We start from the raw sequence: 24,883 nt of genomic DNA, 5'->3' as shown, positions 1-24,883 counted from the left end.
TCTGCTATTTTTTTACGCTAATTCAGTGAGGCAGGAGAGAGCGGCTTCGTCAGCTACGATGGTTACATCGTTGTGGAGCTGGAGGATGGAGGCTGGCACTTCCGGAGTGATTGGGCCGTAGAGTACTTTTTCGAGTATCTGGGCCTTGTCAGCGCCGCTTACGATGACCAGGATCTTTTTTGCCTGCATAATATTTTTGATTCCCATGGTGTATGCCTGGCGTGGTACTTCTTCCTCAGAAGCAAAGAAACGCTTGTTGGCTTCTATGGTACTTTCTGTCAAGTCTACGCAGTGTGTTTCGCGTTCGAAAGCAGCGCCTGGTTCATTGAAGCCGATATGACCATTGTGCCCAAGTCCCAGAAGCTGTAGATCAATACCACCGGATGTGGCAATTATATGATTGTAATCAGTACAAGCCTTCTCTGAATTGACCTCAAGTCCATTGGGAACGAAAGTGTGAGCTTTGTCAATGTTTACATGATTGAATAGATTCGTGTCCATAAAATAGCGATAGCTCTGGTCATTTTCGGGGGAGAGACCTTTATATTCGTCCAGATTGATGCTGGTTACATGAGAGAAGTCAAGGTCTCCTTTGTTATACCACTCAATTAATTGGCGATAAGTTCCTACAGGTGAAGAACCGGTGGCAAGTCCCAGTACACAGTTGGGTTTCATAATAATCTGTGCAGAAATAATATTTGCAGCTTTACGGCTCATGTCTTGATAATCTTTTGCTCTGTAAATAATCATAGTTTTTATCCCTTTCTTTGAATAGTTCATATCTTTTGTGTTCAGTATAACAATCATCCTGTACTTTTCAAGGGAAATGCGTGGAATTGAAGTTACTTTCACAAATGGAAAGAAACAACCTGAAATTGTGCAATTTCACTAATTGAGTACTACTAAAATTGGCTAAAAATCAACCCTGTTTTGAAAAGGATGAAAGAACTTTCAGAACATAGATATGTTATTGAAAATAAAAACGGAGTTGGTATACTTGGTTTCAGCAAGGCAAACAAAGGAAGGAGAACGAAGATGAAAGAGTGTATAGAACAGATAAAAGGCAAATTGATTGTATCATGTCAGGCATTACCGCATGAACCGTTACATTCTTCTTTTATTATGGGAAGAATGGCGGTTGCAGCGAAAGAAGGCGGTGCTGTGGGAATTCGCGCGAATACAAAAGAAGACATCCAAGAAATACAGACTCAGGTCGATCTTCCGATTATTGGAATTGTAAAAAGAGATTATGACGACAGTAAGGTGTACATCACTCCGACAATGAAAGAGATTGAGGAGTTAATGGAAGTGAAGCCAGAGATTATTGCGATTGATGCGACAGAGGCACTTCGACCGGGAAATGTTACATTGGATGAATTTTATTATCAGATTAGGGAGAAATATCCGGATCAGCTTCTAATGGCAGATTGTTCAACTGTGGAGGAAGCAATTCATGCAGATGAGCTTGGATTTGATTTTATCGGAACTACGATGGTCGGATATACAGAACAGAGCAAGGGAGATAGAATCGAAGCAAATGATTTTGAAATCTTAAGAAAAATTGTGGCACAGGTAAAACATCGTGTGATTGCAGAAGGTAATATCAATACTCCGGAGAAAGCAAAAAGAGTTATTGAGTTGGGAGCATTCAGTGTTGTGGTTGGTTCTATCATTACAAGACCACAATTGATTACAAAATCATTTGCTGAGGCACTGGAATAGAAAAGCGGGCTTAATATTTTTCACATAAAACAAGAATAATAAAAAGAAAAGGAGAAAGAATTATGAAAAATCTTGACAAGTACAAAGGAGTCATTCCGGCATTTTATGCATGTTATGACAAGGAAGGAAATATCAGTCCAGAAGGAGTGCAGGCTCTGACAAGATATTTCGTAGAAAAAGGGGTAAAGGGTGTATATGTTAACGGATCTTCCGGAGAATGTATTTACCAGAGCGTGGAAGATCGTAAGATTGTCCTGGAAAATGTGATGAAAGCAGCAGAAGGGAAATTGACAGTCATTGCCCATGTAGCGTGCAACAATACCAAAGACAGTATGGAGCTTGCAAGACATGCAGAGAGCCTTGGGGTAGATGCAATTGCGGCAATTCCTCCGATTTATTTCCATCTTCCTGAATATGCGATTGCACAGTACTGGAATGATATCAGTTTGGCAGCACCAAATACAGACTTTGTCATCTATAATATTCCGCAGCTTGCAGGAGTAGCACTTACGATGGGATTGTTTGCAGAGATGAGAAAGAATCCAAGAGTCATTGGTGTAAAGAATTCATCTATGCCAGTGCAGGATATTCAGATGTTCAAACAGGCAGCAGGAGAAGATTATATCGTCTTTAATGGTCCAGATGAGCAGTTTATCAGTGGACGTGTTATCGGAGCAGAGGGCGCTATCGGCGGAACATATGGTGTTATGCCAGAGTTATTCCTGAAGATGGACGAGTATGTAAAGGCAGGAGATATGGAGAAAGCAAGAGAGATTCAATATGCTGTAGATGCAATTATCTATAAGATGTGCTCAGGCCATGGCAATATGTATGGCGTGATCAAGGCAATTCTTAAGATTAATGAAGGACTGGAACTTGGAGGAGTCAGAGAACCATTGCCGGCACTGATTGAGTCTGATATGGCAATCGTTGAAGAGGCTGCAAAGATGATTCGCGATGCAAAAGAAGCGTATCTCGCATAAAAAATATCAAAATCAGACACGAATGAGAATATAGGAGGAGAGAATAGAATGCAAGGTTTTACAGTAATAGATTTGGCGATCTTGATTGTGTATCTGGCAGCAGTATTGTTAGCAGGACTTCATTTCGCCAAAAGGGAGATGAAGGGAAAAGAATATTTTAAGGGAGATGGAACGGTACCGTGGTGGGTAACTTCTGTTTCTATCTTCGCAACATTGTTAAGTCCGATATCCTTCCTGTCACTGGCAGGAAATTCATATGCAGGGACATGGATCATGTGGTTTGCTCAGCTTGGAATGCTTCTGGCAATTCCACTTACCATTAAGTTCTTCTTGCCAATTTACAGTAAACTGGACATTGATACCGCATACCATTATCTGGAATTAAGATTTGGAAGTAAAGGACTGCGTGTGTTAGGGGCTGTGATGTTCATCATTTATCAGGTAGGGCGTATGTCTATTATCATGTACCTGCCATGTATGGTACTTTCCAGTCTGACGGGCATTAATGTGAATCTGCTGATCGTAATCATGGGAATTATCGCAATCATTTATTCCTATACAGGTGGATTGAAATCTGTACTTTGGACAGACTTTATCCAGGGTTCTGTGTTATTGATCGGTGTAACTTTTTCGCTGATCTTCCTGTTAGCACATATTGATGGAGGAATTGGAGCAATCTTCCATGCTTTTGCAACAGAGCATAAGTTCCTGGCAGTAGATCAGCCAATCTTCAATCCGAATATCCTAAAAGACAGTGTGTTTATTATGATCGTCGGAGCCGGATTTAATGCCATGGGATCTTATGTATCAAGTCAGGATATTGTACAGCGTTTTACAACAACCACGGATACGAAGAAGTTAAATAAGATGATGCTGACAAATGGTGGATTATCTATCTTCATTGCAACTGTATTCTATTTGATTGGTACTGGATTATACGTATTCTATCAGCAGAATGCATTACCGCCGGCAGCAGCACAGGATCAGATCTTTGCTTCTTACATTGCATTTGAACTTCCGGTGGGATTCACAGGACTTCTTCTGGCTGCCATCTACGCAGCAGCACAGTCCACATTGTCTACAGGACTGAACTCTGTGGCAGCAAGCTGGACGCTGGATATTCAGGCACGTTTGTCTAAGAAGGAATTGAGTTTTGAGAAACAGACCAAGATTGGTCAATATGTATCCCTGATTGTTGGTATTTTTGCGATCGTAGTATCTATGGTACTTGCAAATGGCGGCGTGAAGTCTGCATATGAATGGTTCAACGGATTTATGGGACTGGTACTTGGAATTCTGATAGGAACATTTATTCTTGGAGCATTTACAAAAGTGGCAAATACATTTGGGGCAACACTGGCATTTATTGCAGCATCTGCAGTCATGGTAGGAATAAAATATTTTGTACCGGCAGAAGATGTTACTATCTGGTCATACTCCATTATCTCAATTGCAGTATCTCTGGTAGTAGGAATTCCTGCAAGTATGATCTGGAGAAAGGTGAAAGGAGATACTTCTGAGCCTGCGAAGTACACAACCATTTACACTTCAAAATAAAAGGAGAAGTTGAGATGATATACGGAAATATTCATAATATGGAAGAGTTTTCTTGTCTGGAAGAGAAGATCAAAGAATGCTTCGTATATGTAATGGAGCATGACATGGCGGTATATGAGAAAGGGAGCCATGAAATTGACGGAGAACGTTTCTTTGTAAACGTAGTAGAATATACCACAACTACACCAGAGGAGCGTTTTTGGGAAGCACATAAAAAATATCTGGATGTACATGTGATGATCCATGGAACGGAGCAGATTGATCTGAACTTTATTCAGAATATGGAACAGAAGGAATTCGTGGAAAAGGATGATTTCCTTCCATTAGAAGGGGAAAAGAAAGCATCGGTTATCTTACAGGATGGCGATTTCCTGATCTGTTATCCAAGTGACGGACATCGTACTGCGGTTGCCGTGGATGGACCAGAGACGATTAAAAAAGCTATTTTTAAAGTATTAATATAATATTTACAAAAGGCAAATCGGAGAAGAATCCAGGATTTGCCTTTTTGTAGTAACTGCTCAGCTGTAGATTGCACAATGAAAAAGAATATATTATAATGAAAGGACAAAAGCCAGCAAAATGATAAAAAAATATGTAAGTATAGATATCGGCGGTACTGCGATGAAATATGGGCTTATCAGTGAAGAAGGAGTTATTCTTGCCCGGAGTGAACAAAAGACAGAGGCTTATAAAGGTGGAGCGTCTATTCTTGAAAAAGCTGTCAGGATTGTGGAAGGATTTTTGAAGAGAGAAGAGATTAGCGGCATCTGTATCTCCACTGCAGGTATGGTCGATACGATTAAGGGTGAGATATTCTATTCAGCACCTCTGATTCCCAGATACGCGGGAACCAAATTTAAAGAAACTATGGAACGGAAATTCGGAATTCCCTGTGAAGTGGAAAATGATGTGAATTGTGCCGGACTTGCAGAATATATGTCTGGTGCATCAAAAGGATGCCATAGTGCACTGATGTTGACTGTCGGAACAGGGATTGGGGGCTGTATTGTATTAAATGGCGAGATTTACCATGGATTCAGTAACAGTGCCTGCGAGATTGGTTATATGCATATGGCAGGCAGTGATTTTCAAACAATGGGTGCTGCCAGCATATTGACGAGAAAAGTGGCAGAGTGGAAGAATGAATCGGAAGAAAATTGGAACGGTTATCATATTTTTGAAGAAGCAAAAAAAGGGGATGAATTGTGTAACAAAGCAATCAATGAAATGGTGGATGTATTGGGACAAGGCATCGCGAATGTTTGTTATGTGATTAACCCGGAGATCGTCGTACTGGGCGGTGGAATTATGGCACAGGAAGAGTTCCTGAGAAAGAAGATTGAAGATGCCGTGAGTTGGTATTTAATTCCAAGTATTGCTGCTCACACAAAGATTGCATTTGCAAAACATAGAAATGACGCAGGTATGTTGGGGGCATTTTATCATTTTCAAAATTGTCATAGGAGATAAAGGGTGAAGATACAATGGAGTACTATGTAAAATCTGTAGTTCCAATCATAGAATCAAATTATGATAACTTTACAACTGTGGAAAAGACGATTGCAGACTTTTTCATTTATAATCGTAAGAAGGTAGATTTTTCTGCGAAAGCAATTGCAGAACGGTTATATGTCTCAGAGGCATCACTCTCCCGCTTTGCTAAGAAATGTGGCTATCGGGGCTATCGAGAGTTTGTGTATCAGTATGAAGAGACATTTGTTGAAAAGCAGGAATCCATGACGGGAAATACGAGAATGGTATTGAATGCATATCAAGAGCTTCTGAATAAGACTTACAATCTGGTGAATGAGGCTCAGATTGCCAGAATCAGCAGATATTTGAATCAGGCGGAACGAGTCTTCGTATGTGGCAAGGGAAGTTCTGGTCTTGCTGGCGGTGAGATGGAACTGCGTTTTATGAGAATCGGTGTAGACATTGATTCGATTCGGGATTCTGATTTGATGAGGATGCAGGCGGTATTTCAGGACAAACGGAGTTTGGTATTTGGAATCAGTATCAGTGGTGAAAAGGAAGATGTCTTGTATCTTTTGTATGAGGCACACAGAAGAGGGGCTAAGACGGTACTTTTGACGGCCAAGAATAAAGGGATCTTTGATGAATTTTGTGATGAGGTAGTGCTTCTTCCATCTTTGCGGCATCTGAATCATGGAAATGTAATATCACCGCAGTTCCCGATTCTGGTTATGCTTGATATTATCTATTCCTATTATGTGGAACAAGATAAATTTGAGAAAGAAATTCTTCATGATAACACTTTGCGTGCATTAGAAGAAGGAAGCAAGATGCATCAAAATATTCAATCATTATAATTTAGTGGGAGGAACAGCATGATTATCAAAAATGTAAAGGTGTATACGGAGGAAAAGACTTTTTCTGATGGGATAATCTATATCAAAGATGGGGTATTTGATAAGATTATTATCTCTGAAACATCTCCGGTGAATGTGGATTCACTGAGAAATCTGGAGGGTGATTTGGATGAAGTGATTGATGGACAGGGGGGCTATGCTATCCCGGGGTTGATCGATCTACATTTTCACGGATGTAAAGGGTACGATTTCTGTGATGGCACCAAAGAAGCAATTGCAGAAATTGCAAAGTATGAGGCTTCCATTGGAGTAACAGCTATTGCACCGGCAACGATGACGCTTTCGGTGGAAGAGCTGGAGAGAATTCTTGCAGTTGCAGCATCCTACAAAAAGGAAGCAGAAGTAAGTGGAACACAGGGCGCAGATCTGATTGGAATCAATATGGAAGGGCCATTTATCAGTCCGGCCAAAAAAGGGGCACAGGACGAGCGGAATATCATCCCATGTGATTCGGATATCTGTCAGAGATTTCTGGACGCGTCCGAAGGACTGGTGAAATTCGTCGGAATCGCGCCAGAATGCAGTGAAGAATCGGTACATTTTATTCAGCAGATGAAGGACAAAGTCCATATCTCTTTGGCACATACGAATGCTGATTACGATACTGCTATGGATGCATTTCAGGCAGGAGCAAATCACGCTGTACATCTGTACAACGCCATGCCATCATTTACTCATCGTGCTCCAGGTGTTATCGGAGCAGTGGCAGACAACAAGCATGTCAATGCAGAATTGATCTGCGATGGTGTGCATATCCATCCATCTGTTGTTCGTGCGACATTCCAGATGCTCGGCGCAGACAGAATGATTCTGATCAGCGACAGTATGCGTGCGACCGGCATGCCGGATGGACGTTATACTTTGGGTGGGTTAGAAGTTGATGTGGTCGGTAATCGGGCAACGCTCGTATCGGACGGTGCACTGGCAGGTTCCGCAACCAATCTCCTGGACTGCATGAGAACAGTAGTGAAAAAGATGGGAATTCCATTAGAGACAGCAGTTGCCTGTGCAACAATGAATCCGGCAAAAGCCTTGGGAGAATACGAAAATTATGGTTCAATTACGCCAGGGAAAAAAGGAAACGTTGTATTGCTGGATTCAGAGTTGAATCTGAAAATGGTTGTAAAGGAGGGGACGGAGGTTTTTTGATTTTCCTCCGTCCCCAATTATAGGTTGATGGTATAAATCTTGGTGGGACGGCCGCGCATGTGACTGGATTTTTGGAAGGAGGTCGTTGCCACTCCGCAGTCTTCCAACTTTTGAAGAATCCGATTGGCACCCCGCAGAGAGATGTGGAAGTTTTCAGCCAGATCTGTGCTGGTGATTTCGCGTCTTCCAAGCAATATTAAGAGCCGTGTAAGGCGATGGATTGTCATGGTTGACAGGGAGGATTGCTTGGCAATTTCTTGCATCCGTGGGGTGATGATTGTACTGGCGATAGTACGGTTGTCGGCATCCAGAGGACCAATCAGTTTCTGGTCTTCGTCCACCAGAAAGGAATCGCCTGAGATTCCGGATGAGATCAGGGCAGTCTGCGAATTGGTTATGGCTTCTTCTACGGTATTACCAATGCCATAGGAGATGTTCAGGTTAAAATCAATAGAATCATTCAGATAAATCGCAAGAAGGTTCTGTTTGAAGTCCGCAGTGATGTAAGACAGGACCGCTTTTTCTGTAAGGACCAGAGTTTTTTCACGTCGCTTTTGCAGGATAAAATCCAAGTCATTCTTATGTGCAAAATCCATCAATGCTTTTTGTAAAGAAATCTCTAGGCGCTCTGACCAGATGCAGTCTTTGGTTTCCTTTGGAGAAATGGAAATGACAGCAGGAGCATGGGCAGTTATTTTCTCGATTTTTATCTTGGCCAGCAGATGTTGCAGAACATCGCGGACATATTCATCGGTTCCTGACGCGAAGACACAAGGAATATGTAAATCTTTTAAGCGTGGAACCAGACTGCTGTAACGACAGATTACCAGATCAATCTGATCTTGTTCCCATAACTTTTGGATATGTTTTAGAGTAGAATCTTCTACAGTGTATAGTTCTTCCAGTGTAGCAACAGAAAGCCAGTGAGAAAAGTCTGGGAATGTATCCATGATGCTTTTATTATCCAGAAGACTTAGGACAGATGCCCGCGGTTCTACATTTACGAATATATCAAAAATAATCCGTTCAGGATCCAATGAACGGTTCTCAATCAACAATGTCAGAGGAATTCTGTAAAAGCTTTCATTATCTGTATCAAGAGAAAGGATTGGCTTGAGAGGTTTGTCAATAGCACGCTCTAATACAGTCTGAACGACGATTCCAGTGGTAAGAATACCATCTGCCCAGGATTCATTTTCCAGATAAATTGCTTTTAAATCCGCAAATTTTTCATACTCCACGAAGCGAAAACTGACATTTTCTGGTGGTTTCTTTAAAGTGTCTTTCATATATCTAACTAAATATCTTGAAGTAATAATAAGAATATGGTAGGTCATACCTGCACCTCCTGATTTACTTATTTATATTTTCTATTAAAGTGTTCCATAAATCAATAGGTATCTTCCAAAAATCGGGAAAAAGAATGTAATTTTATCTATATTTAACAAAATTTACAAACAATATTTGATAATAATTGATAAATTCAGAAACCTGAATTATAATCCAAATAAAAGAACAGTTCTTTAAATATTCCTAAAATGAATTGGAGGAGAAAAGAATGGGTGCGGAACGATTATTAGAAGAGGCAAAGATGTATGAACAGCAGTTGATAGAGAAGAGACGTTATCTTCATCAACACGCGGAGACAGAATTTGACCTGCATGATACCGTGGCATTCGTGAAAGCGGAATTGCAGTCTATGGGATATGAACCACAGGAATGTGGAAAAGCAGGATTGATTGTAAATGCAGGTGGAAAAAGACCAGGGAAGGTATTCCTGATCCGCGGTGACATGGATGCTTTGCCGATGGCGGAACAGGCAGAAGTGGATTTCCCTTCTGAAACGGGAAAAATGCATGCCTGTGGTCATGATATGCATACAACGATGATGCTGGGAGCAGCAAAGCTGTTAAAAGAGCATGAGGATGAGATCGAGGGAACTGTGAAGTTGATGTTCCAGCCGGCGGAAGAGATCTTTGAAGGTGCTCACGATATGATTGAAGCAGGAGTACTGAAGAATCCAGATGTAGATGCAGCGTTGATGATCCATGTAATGGCAGGACAGCCATTCACGGCAGGAACGGTTATCGTTAGTGATGGAGGAATCAGCGCACCGGGTGCGGACTATTTCAGAATACATATTCAAGGAAAAGGTTGTCATGGATCTATGCCAAATGCCGGGGTGGATCCGATTACAGTTGCAGCGCATATTATTACAGCGCTTCAGGAAATACATGCAAGAGAATTGGGACTCATTGACGAAGCGGTTCTGACGATTGGAAAGATTCAGGCAGGACAGGCAGCAAACGTCATTCCAGATACATTGGATATGGAAGGTACTATCCGAACTTATGATGAAGAGGTAAGAGCCTTCATCAAACAGAGGATGACAGAGATTTCACAGGGAATTGCTTCTTCATTCCGTGCAGAGGCAGAAGTAATCTTTGGAAAAGGATGTCCGGTACTTAAGAATGACGGTGAACTGTCAAAATGTGCAGCTCAGTATGCGACTGAATTACTGGGACAGGGAAAAGCCTTTACACAGGGACAGCTTCTGGCAATGGCAGGCGAGGGAAAGGCACAGAAAGCGGCTGGCTCAGAAGATTTTGCTTATGTAAGCCAGGAAGTGCCGTCTATCATGCTTGCGCTTGCAGCCTGAGAACCTGCAAAAGGTTACGCATATCCGCAGCATCATCCAAAAGTAAAATTCGATGAGTCTGTACTTTCACCAGGCAGCGCAGTGTATGCGTACACTGCCATGAGATGGCTGGAAGAACATAAGTAACAAGAAGTAACAAGAAGGAACAGAAGAGAGAAGGGAAGGAAAATCTATGAAAGAAATTATTAACAGCCCATTGTTGTTAGCATTGGTAGCAGGCGGTCTTATATATATCGTACTGTTCTCACTGGCTTATCTGAAGAAGGCATACGCGAGATGTCTGGAACTTGGAATTACGAAGGAGACTTTGAATAAAGTTATCAAATCAAGCCTTGTATTCTCAATTGTACCAAGTTTATCAATTGTTGTAGGATTATTTGCACTGATTCCAGTACTGGGAACCATCTGGTCCTGGTGGAGATTATCAGTTATCGGTTATCGGTTCTCTGTCATATGAAACACTGATTTCCAGCAGTGTTGCAAGCGCACTTGGATTTGAGACCAGTGCACAGATGCTGGAACTGGGAACCGCAAATCAATTTGGTGTCGTTATGATTCTTATGAGTATCGGTATGCTGAGCGGATTCTTTATCTTGATTCCTCTTGGAAAGAAACTTTGTATGAGCGTTTCTAAAACAGAAAACGCAAGTACATGGAAATATGTATTGAGCGGTACATTTATGTTATGTCTGTTCGCTGTTTATGTACCAGTTCTTCTGATTGGTGATACCATTCAGGCTGCAGTTATGCTTACCGGTCTTGTGATAGCAGTTGTTCTTGGAATCCTTGCTTCAAAACCGAAGCTTAGATGGCTGAATGACTTTATCATGGCATTCTCCATGATCGGTGGTATGGTTTCATCCTTGTTATGGACAAGTATTTTACAGTAAGAGGAGGTAGAGGACATGAGTAAAGATAAGAAGAAAAATAATGTTGTAATGGATCCTTTTCAGCAATGGTCACACAGTAAAGGCCGCATTGGCACGGTGATCGCTTTGATTTATATGGTGTCAGTTCCGTTTATCGTATTAGGATATTATCATGCAATTCCTTCTCTTTGAGAAGTGTTTAATCTGGCAACGATCAGTATTCTGATGATTTATATTCCGGTCGGTATCTCTGAAGCAATCAGTTATACTCCGATCCTTGGAAGTTCGGCATATCTTACTTTTATTACCGGAAATATTATGAACCTGAAGGTTCCATGTGCGATCAACGCAATTAAATTGTCAGATACTGAGCAGAATACACCAGAAGGTGATGCGATTGCATCTGTAGCAGTAGCAGTTTCCTCTATCATGACGGTTATCATTCTGGCACTTGCTGCACTGTTGAGTTCAAGAATTGGATTCGTATTTGAGATACCACAGGTTAAGACAGCTTCAAACTACATTATCCCGGCTCTTTTTGGTTCCCTGACATTAGGTTTGTTCTCTAGCAGCAGTTCTGGAGATAAAGTAGTTAAGGGTGGAACAAAAGGTGTGATCCCTGTATTGATCATTGTATCTGTACTTTCCTTACTTGTACGTATTACTTCCGGTGGATCTCTGTTTGGAGCAATTGGATTCCTGATTATTGCAATGCTCCCGATCGCAATCATTACTTCCAGAATTATGTGGAAAAAGGGAATTATCCAGGTTGTAGATAATCCGCAGAATGTGAAGAAGGATGAGAAGAAAGAGGAAGAATAGATTTGAATCATAGAAACTTGTTTTCCTGAGTAGATTGCGATATAATAGCTTATGTACACATGAATGTACAATTTTGATGAAAAGGAGAATCTGTGATATGAAATATGTATGTGAAGTTTGCGGCTGGGAGTATGACGAAGAAGCTGGATATCCAGAAGGTGGCATTGCACCGGGAACAAAATGGGAAGATGTACCGGAAGATTTTGAGTGTCCGCTTTGCTCTGTAGGAAAGGATCAGTTCGCTGAAGCTTAAAGAACAGAAGAATAGAAGGCCTGCCATACTGATATTTTCAGTGTGACAGGCCTTTTGAAACTGCCATATGATCAGAGAAACATTTTTATGAATAAAATTATCTTTTTGGGAGACAGTATTACCGATGCGCACCATAATCTGGGAGTGGATCCTCTGAGCCTGGGAGATGGCTATGTTCAGTTGATTGCTCAGAAGCTGAAGAGTACGGATCCAGGCATCCGGGTGTTGAATCGGGGGCATGATGGATTTACTCTTCAGGGAGTATTACGCTTCCTGGGAAGGGACTGTATTCTGCAGAAACCAGACGTGGTGAGTATTCTTGTCGGATGCAATGATGTCGGAGTGATGATGAATACAGGAAAAGATCTGACAGATCAAGGATTTGCTGAGAATTATGAACGATTGCTGACTGAGATACAAGAGGAGACCGGAGCCAGAATCGTCTGCATGGGTCCTTTTCTGTTCCCATATCCTTTGGAATATCAGAATTGGATTCCGGGAATTCTGCAGGCGGAACAGATTATCCGTGAAGTAGCCGGAAGACATCATCAGTTGTTTATTCCTTTGCATGAGGAGATGCAGGAAGCGGCTGAAAGGTACGGCTATGATGCGTTGACGACAGATGGGATTCACCTGACAAGAAAAGGTGCCGGGATTGTGGCTGACAGATGGATAATAGAAGTAAAATGAGACTGTTGCTGGTATTTATCTTGACAAAATCAAGGAAATCAGGTAGGATTTTAGACAAACCTGTTTTTTATATGATTCAAAGGCTTAGAAAAGAAGAAGTAGTAATCTTTACACCCATACAGAAAGTTGCCGGTTGATGAGAGGCGCATGAAGGAAGCGGTTATGAATACATCTTGGAGCTGCACACCGAAAATATCAGATACTTTTTGTGTATGCGCAATAAAGTATCAGTAGGCTGTGACGTAAGGCACACGTTACTGTGCGAGAGTTGTGAATACGCAACTTACAGAGACTGTTTATGCGAATGGCAGTGAATCAAGGTGGTACCACGGTATATATCCCGTCCTTATCTATGATAAGGACGGTTTTTTATGATACAGGGATTTTGTCCTAATAGAACATTTCCGCAAAGTGTGGGTCTGTAACATTTATATAAGAATCATAGAATAAAAAAAGAAAAGGAGAGAAAACAATGGGAATTTATGAAGAATTGCAGGCGAGGGGACTGATTGCTCAGGTAACAGATGAAGATGATATCAGAGAGCTGGTTAACAATGGAAAGGCGACTTTTTATATAGGATTTGATCCAACTGCAGACAGTCTCCATGTGGGACACTTTATGGCACTCTGCCTGATGAAGCGTCTGCAGGATGCAGGAAATAAGCCGATTGCGCTGATTGGCGGTGGAACCGCGATGATCGGAGATCCGTCCGGTAGAACCGATATGCGTCAGATGATGACGAAAGAGACTATCCAGCATAACTGTGAATGCTTTAAAAAGCAGATGAGTCGTTTTATTGATTTTTCAGATGGAAAAGCACTGATGGTCAATAATGCAGACTGGCTTCTGGATCTGAATTATATTGATGTACTCCGTGAAGTAGGAGCACACTTCAGTGTAAACCGTATGCTGACAGCAGAGTGCTATAAGCAGAGAATGGAAAGAGGACTTAGTTTCCTGGAGTTCAATTATATGATCATGCAGAGCTATGATTTCTACGCATTATACCAAAAATATGGATGTAATCTGCAGTTTGGTGGTGATGATCAGTGGAGTAATATGCTTGGCGGAACAGAGTTGATTCGTCGTAAATTAGGAAAGAATGCATGTGCAATGACGATTACATTACTTCTCAATTCTGAAGGCAAGAAGATGGGTAAGACTCAAAGCGGTGCAGTATGGCTTGACCCGAATAAGACTTCTCCATTTGAATTCTATCAGTACTGGAGAAATGTTGCAGATGCAGATGTATTAAAGTGCATCCGTATGCTCACGTTCCTTCCATTAGAAGAGATCGACAAGATGGATTCATGGGAAGGTGTACAGTTGAATACTGCAAAAGAGATTCTTGCATATGAATTGACCAAACTGGTTCATGGAGAAGAAGAAGCACAGAAAGCACAGGAAGCGGCAAAAGCATTGTTCAGCAAAGGTGCAGCAGCAGATATGCCTACTACAGAATTGACAGAAGCAGATCTGACGGAAGGAAATATTGATATTCTTACTATGCTCGTAAAAACAGGATTAGTTTCGTCCAAATCAGAAGCGCGTCGTGCAGTACAGCAGGGCGGAGTAGCTGTGGATGGTGAAAAGATCACGGATATCTACGCATCATTTGCCGGAGAAGATCTGAATGGCGAAGGCATTGTCCTGAAGAAAGGTAAGAAGAATTTCAGAAAAGTTGTTTTAGTCTAGCATGCTGCATGTTGTCAAGTGATAAGGAATGAGAAAAATGAAAAAATATAAAATATTTCTTTTGTTACTCTGTCTGATGTTTATCCTGTCAGGTTGTAAAGCAAAAGAGAAGCAGACAGAGGAGACAACGGAAGAACCATTGAAGATAGAATCTGAAGAGGAAGAAGAAGTACCGGAGGAAGAGGAATCTGAAGAACAGGCACAGGAGCCGGAGGAACCTCAGACAAATGGAAAGCTGATCGTAATTGATCCGGGGCATTCCGGGGTGGTCGCTCAGGGAACGGAACCAGTAGGACCTGGAGCATCTGAGTATAAAGCGGCAGATTCCGGCGGAACCTGTGGTGTCAGTACCGGGATTCCCGAGTACGAACTGACACTGACATTATCTGTAAAACTAAAAGCAGAATTAGAAAACAGAGGATATACAGTCATAATGACAAGGGAGACGAATGATGTCCCAATGAGCTGTACACAGAGAGCAAATGTAGCCAATCAGAATGGTGCGGATGCATTTGTCAGAATACATGCAAATGGTTCGGAGAACAGTGGAGCACAAGGTGCCATGACGATCTGTACAACTCCTTCCAGTCCTTATGTTCCGGGGCTTTACAGTCAGTCCCGGGCATTATCTGATTGCATTATCAACCATCTTTGCGCGGCAACCGGATGCAGAAGTGAGGGAGTATGGGAAACAGATTCCATGAGTGGAAATAACTGGAGCCAGGTTCCGGCTACCATTGTGGAAGTGGGATATATGACGAACCCACAGGAAGATCAACTGATGGCAACGGAAGATTATCAGAATAAGATTGTGCTGGGCATTGCAGACGGAATTGAAGATTATTGTTTCTGATTGCCTCATGATAATGAGGTAAAAAATAAGGAGGAATATTATTATGGCATTTCAAGAAATAGCAATTGACAGTTTGGAATTCAATCCATTCCAGAAGATTTCAAAAGAATGGATGCTGATCACTGCAGGTGATGAAATCAAAAGCAATACGATGACAGCAAGCTGGGGAGGTCTGGGAATCATGTGGGGCAAAAACATTGCAACCGTGTATATCCGCCCACAGCGTTATACCAAAGAATTCGTTGACCAGAACGATACATTTACTATTTCCTTTCTTGCAGAGGAATACAGAAAAGCATTGAATGTATGTGGAAGTGTGACTGGAAAGAATGTGGAAGATAAATGGAAAGAAGCAGGGCTTCATCCATATTATGTAGACGGTACAACAGCTGTAGAAGAAGCGGATCTCGTATTCGTCTGCAAAAAACAATATCATCAGACTATGAAACCAGAATGTTTCGATGTCACTGAAAATGATGACAAATGGTATCCAGAGAAAGATTATCATGAAATGTACATGGCAGAGATTGTAAAGGTTCTGAAGAAGGGATAGCTGATATGTTAAGAGATAAGATGCTGTGGATATTCCCAAGTGATATGTTACGGGATGAGTATCGTCAATGTGTGGATGAAGGTCGCCTGGTAGAAGAATATGCTCCCGAGATTGAAAAAATCCTTGCAATAGAGGAGGAAGATAGTCGAAACGCACAGGCAAAAAGACTGTTGCTTCAGATGGAACAGGCTCCGATAAAAGAAGATTTTGAATATCTGGAGCCAGTGTCTTATGAGGAGATTCAGCGATGTCTGAGTGAAGAAGCAAAGCAGAATTATCCGTACGATACAGATCATCTCAAAGACCATGTATTAGGTGCAGTCTATGGAAGAATTACGGCCTGTGTACTTGGAATTCCTGTGGAGGGATGGCCACGCAAGAAGATAAGGGAATATCTGGAGGCAACAGGTCAGATGCCTTTAGCATATTATATTTCCTCAACGAAGGATGATGCTGTCAGGGAAAGATTTGATCTCCGGGAAGAAGATGCAATGACGTCTTATGACCGTCAGAAAGTAGAATGGTACGATAATCTGAATGGGCAGTTTCCGAATGATGATGATATTAACTATACCGTAATTGCGCTCAAGATCCTTGAACGATATGGAAGAGACTTTACCATGGAAGATGTTGCGGAGGCATGGCTTCTTGGAATCCCTGCATTCCATGCCTGTACCGCAGAGCGTGCAGCTATCCGTAATCTAATGAATGGGGTATTACCGCCGAAGTCAGCTGTGGAATGCAATCCTTACCGGGAATGGATCGGAGCTCAGATACGGGGAGATTTCTTCGGCTATGTGAATCCCGGTCATCCATTCGAAGCAGCAGAGATGGCATACCGTGATGCATCGGTGTCCCATACGAAGAATGGTGTCTATGGAGAGATGTTCATTGCAGCCTTGATCAGTCTGTGCTTTGTTCCGGATATGACGATGATAGAGAGAATCTATACAGCATTGCAGCAGATTCCGCCCAAGAGTCGGTTAAAAGAAAGTCTGGATGAAGTGTGTCGGTGGTATGAACAGGGATGGACATTTGATACAATGGCCGAAACAGTGCATCAAAGATATCACGAAGAAGAGATGTTTGACTGGTGCCTGACCATTCCGAATGCTATGCTGGTCGTTGCATGCCTGCTCTGTTATGATAACTTTGACGATGCAGTGACCGCTGCAGTGCTGTCTGGATTTGATACGGACTGTAACGGGGCAACCGTAGGTTCCATTATGGGAGCGATTCATGGATTGAAAGGCATAGATCCGAAATGGTATGAAGCATTCGATGGGATTGCCCGTACCAGTGTGCATGGATATCATGAGATACCATTGCAAGAATTGGCAGAGCGGACAATCTCACTGATAAAAGAATAGATGAATATAGTTGGAAAAAGATAAACAGCCGGATTGCATAGAATCTCATGGAAACTATGTGTCCGGCTGTTTGGATGATCGAGTTGTCATGGCATTAGAAAGTATTTTCTGTAGAAAGCCATATAAGGATTATTGTTTCAGATATTGAATGCTGTAAGGAGGTAATTCCAGCTCTCCATTCATGGAGAGTTTTCCATGAGTCAGTAATTCGACCGCATCTCCCTGAAGATCCTGATGCCTTGCAGTATAAGGGGTATCTGCTGCATTGATCGCAACCATCACTCGTTCAGTATCTGAAGAGCGCTCAAAGATTAGCTGATGATTCTGGATCAAGACATTTCGATAAGTGCCATTGCACAGAGCGTCGCTGTTCTGGCGGGTACGAATTAATAGTTTCATAAAGTCTGTCAGTTCATTGGGCTTTGGCGCATCGAAACAAGGGCGCAGTGAATAGTCGTTATCCGGCGCTTTTTCTCCGGGTTCTCCCCATTCACTCCCATAATACAGGCATGGAATCCCCGGCATCCCCAGTAAAAGACCATAGGCCAGAGGAATGTGTTCCTTGTTCGTTAATATACTTGCAAGTCTCGTGACATCATGATTATCCACAAAAGTCATCAGATGCTTGCCACGATAGATACACCAGGGATCAGCTCCAAATTGACGATGCAGAGAATGTGCAATCTCAAAAAGGTTCATGGAGTTAAAGCTTGAGAAAATCCCCTTGTAACATTCATAGTTTGTACAGCTGTGAAGCATATCATCATTCACAATCAGATTATAGTCTCCGAATAATACTTCTCCGATCAGAGCAAAATCAGGTTTTAATTCCTGAACATAAGAACGGAGCCTGCGCATAAAATTATGATCCAGGCTGTAAGCAACATCCAGTCTCAGACCATCAATATCGAATTCATCTACCCAGAATCTGACACACTCCAGCAGATATTCTACAACAGACGGATTCTGAAGATTCAGTTTGACCAGCTCATAATGGCCTTCCCAGCCTTCATACCAGAATCCGTCATCGTAACAGCTGTTTCCGTCAAAGTTGATATGAAACCAGTCTTTGTATGGAGAATCCCATTTCTTTTCCTGTACGTCCTGAAATGCCCAGAAACCACGTCCTACGTGGTTGAATACGCCATCCAGGACAATCTTGATTCCATGTTCGTGAAGACAGTTACAGACTTCGGAAAAATCTTCATTCGTTCCAAGCCGGCAGTCGATCGTTTTGAAATCACGGGTGTCATAACCATGGTTGTCGGATTCAAAGATTGGATTCAGAAGAATAGAATCAATTCCCAGGTCGTCCAGATAATCCGTCCATTCCATTAATTTGCGGATTCTAGGAACACATTCTCCGTCATTGTGAACAGGAGCGCCACAGAAACCTATGGGATAGATTTGATAAAAAACACTATTGTAGGTCCACATTTTATACCCTCTCTTCCTTGAAATAATCATTCAGTTGTAGTATCGTAAGAGATGCCTCAAGGCAGAGACACTTACAGCAGTTATTATAGCAAAAATCGGAAGAAAAATCAAAGAAAATGGTTGACACACGTGGCACCGTATAATATAATAATTCAGTGTGAAAAAACGAGAAACAGCACGAAACCAAAGCCCCGGAGTCTTGCTGATTCTGATATAATTATTACAATGTTAATGATTCATAGGAGGTAAACCAATGAAAACTTATATGGCTAATCCAGATAAGATTGAAAGAAAATGGTATGTAGTTGACGCTGCGGATTATACATTAGGACGTTTAGCATCAGAAGTAGCTAAGGTTTTAAGAGGAAAGAATAAACCGGAATTTACACCACATGTTGATACAGGTGATTATGTAATCGTTGTAAATGCTGAGAAAGTAAAAGTAACAGGTAAGAAGCTGAATCAGAAGATTTATTACAATCACTCTGATTATGTAGGAGGAATGAAAGAGACTACATTAGCTGAGATGATGAACAAGAAACCTGAAAAAGTGATCGAACTTGCTGTAAAGGGAATGCTTCCAAAAGGACCTTTAGGAAGATCTATGATTAAGAAACTTCATGTATACGCTGGACCAGAGCATGAACAGCAGGCTCAGAAACCAGTAGAACTGAAATTTTAAGGAAAGGTTGAAAGGAGGATATTACAGTGGCTAAAGCAAAATTCTACGGAACAGGAAGAAGAAAAAAATCAATCGCAAGAGTATATTTAGTACCAGGAACAGGTAATATTACTATAAATAAAAGAGATATCGATGAGTATCTTGGACTGGAAACATTAAAAGTTGTTGTACGTCAGCCATTGGTTGCTACAGAGACATCTGACAAATTCGATGTAATCGTTAACGTAAAAGGCGGCGGATACACAGGACAGGCAGGAGCAATCCGCCATGGTATCGCAAGAGCACTTCTTCAGGCAGATCCAGATTACAGACCGGTTCTGAAGAAAGCTGGATACTTAACACGTGATCCACGTATGAAAGAACGTAAGAAATACGGTCTCAAAGCTGCACGTAGAGCACCGCAGTTCAGCAAACGTTAATTTCGGTTCACAAAGAGATAATCGTTTGGGACGAGAAAATGCATACAAAACCTCAGAAACCTTGTGTTTCTGGGGTTTTTCTTTACCCTCGAATCTTTATGGGATGTCCAGAAACGTGGTGGAAATTTGTGGATATGTAGCAAGTATGCAGCATGTATGCATCAAAAATCACAGCAACTATGTGGTCAGATTCTCCTTTCCATTCTCTCTTTCTCCCACAATTTTGTTTATGGCATCGATCAGAACCTGGACATCAAGATGTGTGTAGACACGTTCTGTAAGCGTCATAGCTCCAGAATGCCCAACAATCTTCTTGATGGTAGTTTCATCAATGCTGTGTTCTTTCATCATGGAGATTGTAGTGTGGCGTGTACAGTGTGGTGACCACTTAATTCCAATCTGTTCCATGATTGTGGTGTAATAACTGTCTTTGTAGTTTCGATAAAGGAAGTGTTTCCCGTCAGGTGTGCTTAAGAGATATTCGCATTCCGGATGACGGTCATACCATTCTTGATAGAAAGGTAAAAGTTTATCTGGAATTGGAACTTTTCGAAGTCCGTTTTCGGTTTTGCTGGCGATGACATCGAAATACTGTTCTTCCAGATGGACGTTTTCTTTCTTGAGATCCAGAAATTCGCTGATTCGGCAACCATTGTAGAGAAGCATCAGAACAATTTGATAATATGGATCTTCTTTCATTGTCCATACCCGTTCGACTTCTTCTTTACTGAACTTGTTGCGGTCATGTTTGTTTGGGTTGCGATCCTTATACTTTGCAACGTCGACATATGTCGAGTAGTCTTTGTTACAGATCTCGTATTTCAAAGCATATGCATACAACTGATTGAACAATACCTTAATCTTTTTCAATGTTGGATAATTCTTGCCGCAATCATCAATTACAAACTGCAGATCTGCCAACTTAATGTCCTTAAATACCTTGTTGTAGAGATAGCTGCAAGCTCTGTAGGATGCATTGTATCCTTTTACATTGCTTTCTGATACGGTAGGAAACTTTGTTTTCGACCATTCTTCAAATACTTCTTCAAAGGTCATCTTGGCAGCCTTTGCATCGAATGGATTATTATTATAATCAGCCAGCATTTTCAAGCCTTCTGCCTTTGTAGGAGCATAACCTATAATGATATATTTCTGTTTCTTTGTCCTTTTTTCCGGATCGAGTTCGTATCCGTCTGTTTTTCTGACAACCCAGGGATTTCTTCTTCTCCCTGACATCTTGGTAACACTTCCATAACCATTCGGTAATTTCATATAATTTAGCCTCCTTTTTGTCGCATATAGCAACTTTTAAGAGCCTAAATTCCAAACTGTTCATCTAGTAAAGCATTTCTTTTTTTAATACGTTCATCCTCTGTAAGTTTCTCAACTTCTTTTTCGGAAAGAGTAGTGTTGGCATAATAGGCGAGCGTTTTATCTTTCCAATTCTGGTACGCCTGTGCTGTTTGAGCATAGGAAGCATATTCTTCTCGTTTTTCATTAAATTCTTCCAGAAACAGGCACATATCGGCATTTTCAGAAGCAGTGGTATCTTTGCCATTGAATGTAATAGAACATTCCCAACCATCGTGATTTGGTGGACGTTTTACATCAATGGAAAAACCTAATTCATTCAACTGATCTAAATGGAAGAGAAACTGCATCACATCTGCCATATTTGTGATGGCTTTTGTATCAGCCTGATATCCAATGAGATAAGTTGAGGTGGTGTCCAGTACTTTGGCAATATCGTTGATCACACCGATCGATACTTCAATCTCTCCACTTTCATATTTCTGGATTGTACGAAGAGATTTACCAAGCTCTGTTGCAAGCTGCGTCTGATTCATACCTTTTTGCTTTCGGGCAGTTCGGATTCTAAGCCCTATTTCATTATTATTGTCTTTCATTTTTTGAGTTCACCTCTCTTCGATTACATAGTAACACAAGAAAATGCGAATTACAAGTACATATTCTAAAAGAAATGTGTTGACATGCGCATTAATTATGCGTATAATCAAAATACGAACTAATAGTGCGTATTAAATGGAACGGGGGTGATATATATGAAAATAAACGCACTTAAACTACAGATTCTAATGGGTGAACAGGATCTGTCGATAAAATCACTTGCTGAAAAGAGTGAAGTATCAAGGCAGACAATTTCCTGTATTAAAGCAGGAAAAAGCTGTTCTCCACCGGTAGCCTGTAAGCTTGCTAAGGCACTGGGAGTTCGAGTTGAAGAACTATTGATGTAACGTATGTTATGACAGATATTTGAGGAGGTGATGAAAAAATGGAGAAAAAGCTGTATGTGGAATTACCACCTTTTACTGGACGGAATGTTCCGATTAAAGAAATTGCAAGTGCAATAGGGAAAGATCCTCATTATATTCGTTTGGCGATCCAGGCCGGAGTTTTAAAATTCGGAGTTGCAATGAAGATGGAGAATTCAAATGAATATAGCTATTATTGTCCGGATCGAAAGGTCTGGGAAGAAACCGGGTATTTCCGAAATGTCGCAAAAGAAAAAGCCCTTGCACAGTAGGCAAGGACTGATCCAAAGAGCTTCTGATATGCTCTATCTCGCAAATTCAGTATATCAGAGGCATCCGTTGGATTCAATGGAAAGTTTGAGGTATACGTATGAATATTTTTACAGAAGTGAAAAGCCGTGTGAGTGCGGCAGAAGTGGCAAAAACCTACGGTTTGAAAATCAATAGAAATATGATGGCTTGTTGTCCATTTCATGATGATAAGCATCCAAGCATGAAAATTGATCAGACTTATTATTGCTTTGGGTGTGGTGAAAAAGGAGATGCCATCAATTATGTTGCCAAGACATTTGGATTAAGCCAGATCGAAGCTGCAAAGAAAATAATACAGGATTTTCATTTGCCTATTGAATCTGAAAAAAGAGAAAAACGAAAAAGGAAAACACCTGAATCAATCAAGAAGAGGAAAGAATTGGAAAATAATCAGGTGGAAGAAATCAAAAAAAGATTTCATAAGTGGTGCACAGACAAATGTCATACTTTTTTAGACCTATTAAATCTGATTCAAACAGTGAAAGAATCTCTGGAAGATAAGCATCCAGAGGTGATAATGAATGATGACGCATTTGCTGTAATGCTTCATGCAGAACCAAAGCTGAATCATTGGATGGATATCCTGTGTTTTGGAACAGAAGAAGAGAAGAAAGAGTTCTTTTTACAGGGACGAAAGGAGGTGATGGAGCTTGAAGAACAATTATTCAGAGCAGGAAAAGCAATCCTGGACAGAGATTGGAACTGCATTGAACAGCGAAAATGTGGATGATCCGATTACACTAAGAGATTACTCCTGGATTACAGAGGATGGAAAGATTGACGAGGTGTCATTTTGTAAATCTTTTGTAGCCAGCAATCCCATCAAATGTGTAAATGGAATTTTCTATGGAATGGATGGAGTGGTGGAAATTGAAAATCTGAGAGCAGATATTTATCAATTAATTTGTGAAGTACTGACCAATGGAGTTGCAAAGAAAGTGGATAATCTGATTGAAGCATTAAAACTTGAAACGCATACGAAAGAACTTCCGCTGGAATTGGATCGTATTCATGTTGTAAATGGAGTCTATTATCTGAATGGAAATTTTGAAGGTGAAAAACAGTTCTGTAGAAACCGGTTAAATGTCAATTATAATCCGGAGGCTCCGAAACCCGAAATGTGGTTGAAGTATTTAAAGGATCTGGTTGAGGAAGAGGATATCCCAACCATTCAGGAATATCTGGGTTATATGCTGATTCCATCCAACAAAGGACAAAAGCTGATGATGATTTTAGGACGTGGTGGAGAAGGCAAATCCCGCATGGGGCTAATCATCAAAAAGATTTTTTCAGAGGCACTCAACTTTAGTAGTATTGAAAAAGTGGAGCATAACAAATTTGCCAGAGCTGACTTGGAAAACAAACTGGTAATGATTGACGATGATATGAAAATGGAAGCATTGAAAGATACGAATTATATCAAAACCATTGTTACATTGGAAGACGAGATGGATCTAGAGCGTAAGCAGAAGCAAAGTGTACAGGGAAAACTATTTGTTCGATTCCTTCTTTTTGGAAATGGAAGTCTAAGTGCTCTTCATGATAAGTCTTATGGATTTTACAGAAGGCAGTTGATTATTACAACGAAAAAACCACCAGATGATCGAGTAGATGATCCCTATCTGGTAGAAAAAATCGTAACAGAAAAAGAAGGAATCTTTCTCTGGATGTTGGAGGGATTGCAACGGTTATTGGAAAACAATTATAAGTTCACAATCAGTGACAGGGCAAAAGGCAACCTTCTTGAGGCAATGCAAAGTTCCAATAACGTAATTCCGTTTTTGGAGTCCGAAGGATATATTCGTTTTGAAAAAGGAACCACAGCAACCAGTAAGGCAATTTATAATGTGTATTGCAAATGGTGTGAGGAAAATGCTGAAAAGCCGATGTCTTCCAAAACGGTGTTAGGTTATCTGAAACAAAATTCAGAGGAGCTTGGGATTGAGCCTTCCACCAATATTCCAATTGATGGTGGAAAAAAGGCTCGTGGTTTCAAGGGTATTTTTACAAAGATACGTGCAGATGGCACATAAAATACACATTATCATAAATGTGCAAAATCACGTGTATATGCGTATATTGCAGATATATAAAGACTTTTACATTAGCCATATGTGTATGAATACACGTATACGCATGATTTGCCGTATTCATCATTTTTAGAATGACGATACGGATTATATGCCATCTT

The 24,883-nt window shown here is 41.0% G+C and carries 29 protein-coding genes and 1 other annotated feature; of the genes, 24 read left to right on the top strand and 5 right to left on the bottom strand.

The window, feature by feature from the left end:
• Positions 1–12 precede the first annotated feature (12 nt).
• On the bottom strand, positions 13–750 hold the full coding sequence (gene nagB, locus ABE613_RS07870) for a glucosamine-6-phosphate deaminase (protein WP_235233944.1): 738 nt from the start codon (positions 748–750) through the stop codon (positions 13–15).
• 285 nt (positions 751–1,035) lie between these two features.
• Between nagB and ABE613_RS07865 the strand changes: the two genes are divergently transcribed.
• The 7 genes from ABE613_RS07865 to nagA all read left to right on the top strand — a co-directional run bounded on the left by ABE613_RS07865 (position 1,036) and on the right by nagA (position 7,804).
• Positions 1,036–1,722 carry an N-acetylmannosamine-6-phosphate 2-epimerase gene (locus tag ABE613_RS07865; protein ID WP_235233945.1) on the top strand — a complete coding sequence of 229 codons (687 nt, stop codon included), beginning with the start codon at positions 1,036–1,038 and terminating at the stop codon, positions 1,720–1,722.
• A 62-nt stretch (positions 1,723–1,784) separates the two neighbouring features.
• Positions 1,785–2,705, top strand: a complete 921-nt coding sequence (locus ABE613_RS07860; RefSeq protein ID WP_347376102.1) for a dihydrodipicolinate synthase family protein — start codon at positions 1,785–1,787, stop codon at positions 2,703–2,705.
• Positions 2,706–2,753: 48 nt separating this feature from the next.
• Positions 2,754–4,262 carry a sodium:solute symporter family protein gene (locus tag ABE613_RS07855; protein WP_347376101.1) on the top strand — a complete coding sequence of 503 codons (1,509 nt, stop codon included), beginning with the start codon at positions 2,754–2,756 and terminating at the stop codon, positions 4,260–4,262.
• 14 nt (positions 4,263–4,276) lie between these two features.
• Positions 4,277–4,726 carry a NanQ anomerase/TabA/YiaL family protein gene (locus ABE613_RS07850; RefSeq protein ID WP_347376100.1) on the top strand — a complete coding sequence of 150 codons (450 nt, stop codon included), beginning with the start codon at positions 4,277–4,279 and terminating at the stop codon, positions 4,724–4,726.
• Positions 4,727–4,847: 121 nt separating this feature from the next.
• Positions 4,848–5,735, top strand: a complete 888-nt coding sequence (locus ABE613_RS07845) for an ROK family protein (protein ID WP_347376140.1) — start codon at positions 4,848–4,850, stop codon at positions 5,733–5,735.
• A 14-nt stretch (positions 5,736–5,749) separates the two neighbouring features.
• Entirely contained in the window at positions 5,750–6,595 is an 846-nt protein-coding gene (locus ABE613_RS07840; protein WP_235233950.1) for a MurR/RpiR family transcriptional regulator, read from the top strand.
• A gap of 18 nt (positions 6,596–6,613) precedes the next feature.
• Complete coding sequence (gene nagA, locus ABE613_RS07835; RefSeq protein ID WP_235233952.1) at positions 6,614–7,804, top strand: N-acetylglucosamine-6-phosphate deacetylase; 1,191 nt, start codon at positions 6,614–6,616, stop codon at positions 7,802–7,804.
• A 17-nt stretch (positions 7,805–7,821) separates the two neighbouring features.
• On the opposite strand, the gene ABE613_RS07830 is transcribed toward nagA, so the two are convergent.
• The gene (locus ABE613_RS07830; protein WP_347376099.1) at positions 7,822–9,141 is read right to left on the bottom strand and encodes a helix-turn-helix domain-containing protein; all 1,320 of its coding nucleotides are present in this window, start codon (positions 9,139–9,141) and stop codon (positions 7,822–7,824) included.
• Positions 9,142–9,362: 221 nt separating this feature from the next.
• On the opposite strand from ABE613_RS07830, the gene ABE613_RS07825 reads away from it, so the two are divergent.
• From ABE613_RS07825 to ABE613_RS07775, 11 genes are all read left to right on the top strand, one after another.
• Positions 9,363–10,463, top strand: coding sequence for a M20 metallopeptidase family protein (locus tag ABE613_RS07825; RefSeq protein ID WP_347376098.1), 1,101 nt, complete (start codon positions 9,363–9,365; stop codon positions 10,461–10,463).
• A 172-nt stretch (positions 10,464–10,635) separates the two neighbouring features.
• Positions 10,636–10,920 carry a DUF5058 family protein gene (locus tag ABE613_RS07820; RefSeq protein ID WP_347376097.1) on the top strand — a complete coding sequence of 95 codons (285 nt, stop codon included), beginning with the start codon at positions 10,636–10,638 and terminating at the stop codon, positions 10,918–10,920.
• Entirely contained in the window at positions 10,901–11,353 is a 453-nt protein-coding gene (locus tag ABE613_RS07815) for a DUF5058 family protein (protein WP_347376139.1), read from the top strand. Before ABE613_RS07820 ends, ABE613_RS07815 begins: the two co-directional genes overlap by 20 nt.
• Positions 11,354–11,368: 15 nt before the next feature.
• Positions 11,369–11,524, top strand: coding sequence for a hypothetical protein (locus tag ABE613_RS07810; RefSeq protein WP_347376096.1), 156 nt, complete (start codon positions 11,369–11,371; stop codon positions 11,522–11,524).
• A 3-nt stretch (positions 11,525–11,527) separates the two neighbouring features.
• Positions 11,528–12,154, top strand: coding sequence for a hypothetical protein (locus ABE613_RS07805; protein WP_347376095.1), 627 nt, complete (start codon positions 11,528–11,530; stop codon positions 12,152–12,154).
• Between the two features lie 97 nt (positions 12,155–12,251).
• Entirely contained in the window at positions 12,252–12,407 is a 156-nt protein-coding gene (locus tag ABE613_RS07800; protein ID WP_235233310.1) for a rubredoxin, read from the top strand.
• 87 nt (positions 12,408–12,494) lie between these two features.
• On the top strand, positions 12,495–13,097 hold the full coding sequence (locus ABE613_RS07795; RefSeq protein ID WP_347376094.1) for an SGNH/GDSL hydrolase family protein: 603 nt from the start codon (positions 12,495–12,497) through the stop codon (positions 13,095–13,097).
• Between the two features lie 76 nt (positions 13,098–13,173).
• Positions 13,174–13,448: a binding site (T-box leader), on the top strand.
• 121 nt (positions 13,449–13,569) lie between these two features.
• A complete protein-coding gene (gene tyrS / locus ABE613_RS07790) occupies positions 13,570–14,793 on the top strand; it encodes a tyrosine--tRNA ligase (RefSeq protein WP_235233314.1) in 1,224 nt (407 codons plus the stop codon).
• Positions 14,794–14,830: 37 nt separating this feature from the next.
• A complete protein-coding gene (locus ABE613_RS07785) occupies positions 14,831–15,646 on the top strand; it encodes an N-acetylmuramoyl-L-alanine amidase (protein ID WP_235233317.1) in 816 nt (271 codons plus the stop codon).
• Between the two features lie 43 nt (positions 15,647–15,689).
• On the top strand, positions 15,690–16,199 hold the full coding sequence (locus ABE613_RS07780; protein ID WP_347376093.1) for a flavin reductase family protein: 510 nt from the start codon (positions 15,690–15,692) through the stop codon (positions 16,197–16,199).
• Positions 16,200–16,204: 5 nt separating this feature from the next.
• Positions 16,205–17,569 (top strand): ADP-ribosylglycohydrolase family protein, encoded by a 1,365-nt coding sequence (locus tag ABE613_RS07775; protein WP_235233321.1) that lies wholly within the window; start codon positions 16,205–16,207, stop codon positions 17,567–17,569.
• 129 nt (positions 17,570–17,698) lie between these two features.
• Here ABE613_RS07775 and ABE613_RS07770 read toward each other — a convergent pair whose 3' ends face one another.
• Positions 17,699–19,006: an alpha-amylase family glycosyl hydrolase gene (locus ABE613_RS07770; RefSeq protein ID WP_235233323.1), complete on the bottom strand. Its 1,308-nt coding sequence runs from the start codon at positions 19,004–19,006 to the stop codon at positions 17,699–17,701.
• Between the two features lie 253 nt (positions 19,007–19,259).
• Here ABE613_RS07770 and rplM point away from each other — a divergent pair, with 253 nt between their 5' ends.
• Positions 19,260–19,688: a 50S ribosomal protein L13 gene (gene rplM / locus ABE613_RS07765; protein ID WP_235233325.1), complete on the top strand. Its 429-nt coding sequence runs from the start codon at positions 19,260–19,262 to the stop codon at positions 19,686–19,688.
• A gap of 26 nt (positions 19,689–19,714) precedes the next feature.
• A complete protein-coding gene (rpsI, locus tag ABE613_RS07760) occupies positions 19,715–20,107 on the top strand; it encodes a 30S ribosomal protein S9 (RefSeq protein ID WP_235233327.1) in 393 nt (130 codons plus the stop codon).
• 177 nt (positions 20,108–20,284) lie between these two features.
• Here the strand turns inward: rpsI and ABE613_RS07755 are convergent, their stop codons facing one another.
• Positions 20,285–21,379, bottom strand: a complete 1,095-nt coding sequence (locus tag ABE613_RS07755; RefSeq protein WP_347376092.1) for a tyrosine-type recombinase/integrase — start codon at positions 21,377–21,379, stop codon at positions 20,285–20,287.
• 44 nt (positions 21,380–21,423) lie between these two features.
• Complete coding sequence (locus ABE613_RS07750; protein ID WP_347376091.1) at positions 21,424–22,014, bottom strand: helix-turn-helix domain-containing protein; 591 nt, start codon at positions 22,012–22,014, stop codon at positions 21,424–21,426.
• 156 nt (positions 22,015–22,170) lie between these two features.
• Here ABE613_RS07750 and ABE613_RS07745 point away from each other — a divergent pair, with 156 nt between their 5' ends.
• The 4 genes from ABE613_RS07745 to ABE613_RS07730 all read left to right on the top strand — a co-directional run bounded on the left by ABE613_RS07745 (position 22,171) and on the right by ABE613_RS07730 (position 24,725).
• On the top strand, positions 22,171–22,362 hold the full coding sequence (locus ABE613_RS07745) for a helix-turn-helix transcriptional regulator (RefSeq protein WP_291237026.1): 192 nt from the start codon (positions 22,171–22,173) through the stop codon (positions 22,360–22,362).
• Positions 22,363–22,400: 38 nt separating this feature from the next.
• Entirely contained in the window at positions 22,401–22,652 is a 252-nt protein-coding gene (locus ABE613_RS07740) for a hypothetical protein (protein WP_291237025.1), read from the top strand.
• Positions 22,653–22,750: 98 nt separating this feature from the next.
• Positions 22,751–23,422, top strand: coding sequence for a CHC2 zinc finger domain-containing protein (locus ABE613_RS07735; protein WP_347376090.1), 672 nt, complete (start codon positions 22,751–22,753; stop codon positions 23,420–23,422).
• On the top strand, positions 23,343–24,725 hold the full coding sequence (locus ABE613_RS07730; protein WP_347376089.1) for a DNA primase family protein: 1,383 nt from the start codon (positions 23,343–23,345) through the stop codon (positions 24,723–24,725). The genes ABE613_RS07735 and ABE613_RS07730 overlap by 80 nt, the downstream gene beginning before the upstream one ends.
• Positions 24,726–24,883 lie beyond the last annotated feature (158 nt).

Origin of the sequence: Dorea chungnamensis, assembly GCF_039832125.1 — a bacterium.
Lineage (GTDB): Bacteria > Bacillota > Clostridia > Lachnospirales > Lachnospiraceae > JAFBIX01.
Note: the sequence above shows the minus strand (reverse complement) of the source record. Positions and strands in the feature narration are given on the sequence as shown.

Bases quoted from the DNA above. Each gene is read 5' to 3' on its own strand.
- ABE613_RS07785 (WP_235233317.1), top strand. From the start codon at position 14,831: ATGAAAAAATATAAAATATTTCTTTTGTTACTCTGTCTGATGTTTATC.
- ABE613_RS07865 (WP_235233945.1), top strand. From the start codon at position 1,036: ATGAAAGAGTGTATAGAACAGATAAAAGGCAAATTGATTGTATCATGT.
- ABE613_RS07825 (WP_347376098.1), top strand. From the start codon at position 9,363: ATGGGTGCGGAACGATTATTAGAAGAGGCAAAGATGTATGAACAGCAG.
- ABE613_RS07745 (WP_291237026.1), top strand. From the start codon at position 22,171: ATGAAAATAAACGCACTTAAACTACAGATTCTAATGGGTGAACAGGAT.
- ABE613_RS07775 (WP_235233321.1), top strand. From the start codon at position 16,205: ATGTTAAGAGATAAGATGCTGTGGATATTCCCAAGTGATATGTTACGG.
- nagA (WP_235233952.1), top strand. From the start codon at position 6,614: ATGATTATCAAAAATGTAAAGGTGTATACGGAGGAAAAGACTTTTTCT.
- ABE613_RS07820 (WP_347376097.1), top strand. From the start codon at position 10,636: ATGAAAGAAATTATTAACAGCCCATTGTTGTTAGCATTGGTAGCAGGC.
- ABE613_RS07840 (WP_235233950.1), top strand. From the start codon at position 5,750: ATGGAGTACTATGTAAAATCTGTAGTTCCAATCATAGAATCAAATTAT.
- ABE613_RS07750 (WP_347376091.1), bottom strand. From the start codon at position 22,014: ATGAAAGACAATAATAATGAAATAGGGCTTAGAATCCGAACTGCCCGA.
- rplM (WP_235233325.1), top strand. From the start codon at position 19,260: ATGAAAACTTATATGGCTAATCCAGATAAGATTGAAAGAAAATGGTAT.
- ABE613_RS07800 (WP_235233310.1), top strand. From the start codon at position 12,252: ATGAAATATGTATGTGAAGTTTGCGGCTGGGAGTATGACGAAGAAGCT.
- ABE613_RS07810 (WP_347376096.1), top strand. From the start codon at position 11,369: ATGAGTAAAGATAAGAAGAAAAATAATGTTGTAATGGATCCTTTTCAG.
- ABE613_RS07770 (WP_235233323.1), bottom strand. From the start codon at position 19,006: ATGTGGACCTACAATAGTGTTTTTTATCAAATCTATCCCATAGGTTTC.
- ABE613_RS07740 (WP_291237025.1), top strand. From the start codon at position 22,401: ATGGAGAAAAAGCTGTATGTGGAATTACCACCTTTTACTGGACGGAAT.
- ABE613_RS07755 (WP_347376092.1), bottom strand. From the start codon at position 21,379: ATGAAATTACCGAATGGTTATGGAAGTGTTACCAAGATGTCAGGGAGA.
- ABE613_RS07855 (WP_347376101.1), top strand. From the start codon at position 2,754: ATGCAAGGTTTTACAGTAATAGATTTGGCGATCTTGATTGTGTATCTG.
- ABE613_RS07780 (WP_347376093.1), top strand. From the start codon at position 15,690: ATGGCATTTCAAGAAATAGCAATTGACAGTTTGGAATTCAATCCATTC.
- ABE613_RS07795 (WP_347376094.1), top strand. From the start codon at position 12,495: ATGAATAAAATTATCTTTTTGGGAGACAGTATTACCGATGCGCACCAT.
- ABE613_RS07850 (WP_347376100.1), top strand. From the start codon at position 4,277: ATGATATACGGAAATATTCATAATATGGAAGAGTTTTCTTGTCTGGAA.
- nagB (WP_235233944.1), bottom strand. From the start codon at position 750: ATGATTATTTACAGAGCAAAAGATTATCAAGACATGAGCCGTAAAGCT.
- ABE613_RS07860 (WP_347376102.1), top strand. From the start codon at position 1,785: ATGAAAAATCTTGACAAGTACAAAGGAGTCATTCCGGCATTTTATGCA.
- ABE613_RS07830 (WP_347376099.1), bottom strand. From the start codon at position 9,141: ATGACCTACCATATTCTTATTATTACTTCAAGATATTTAGTTAGATAT.
- ABE613_RS07735 (WP_347376090.1), top strand. From the start codon at position 22,751: ATGAATATTTTTACAGAAGTGAAAAGCCGTGTGAGTGCGGCAGAAGTG.
- tyrS (WP_235233314.1), top strand. From the start codon at position 13,570: ATGGGAATTTATGAAGAATTGCAGGCGAGGGGACTGATTGCTCAGGTA.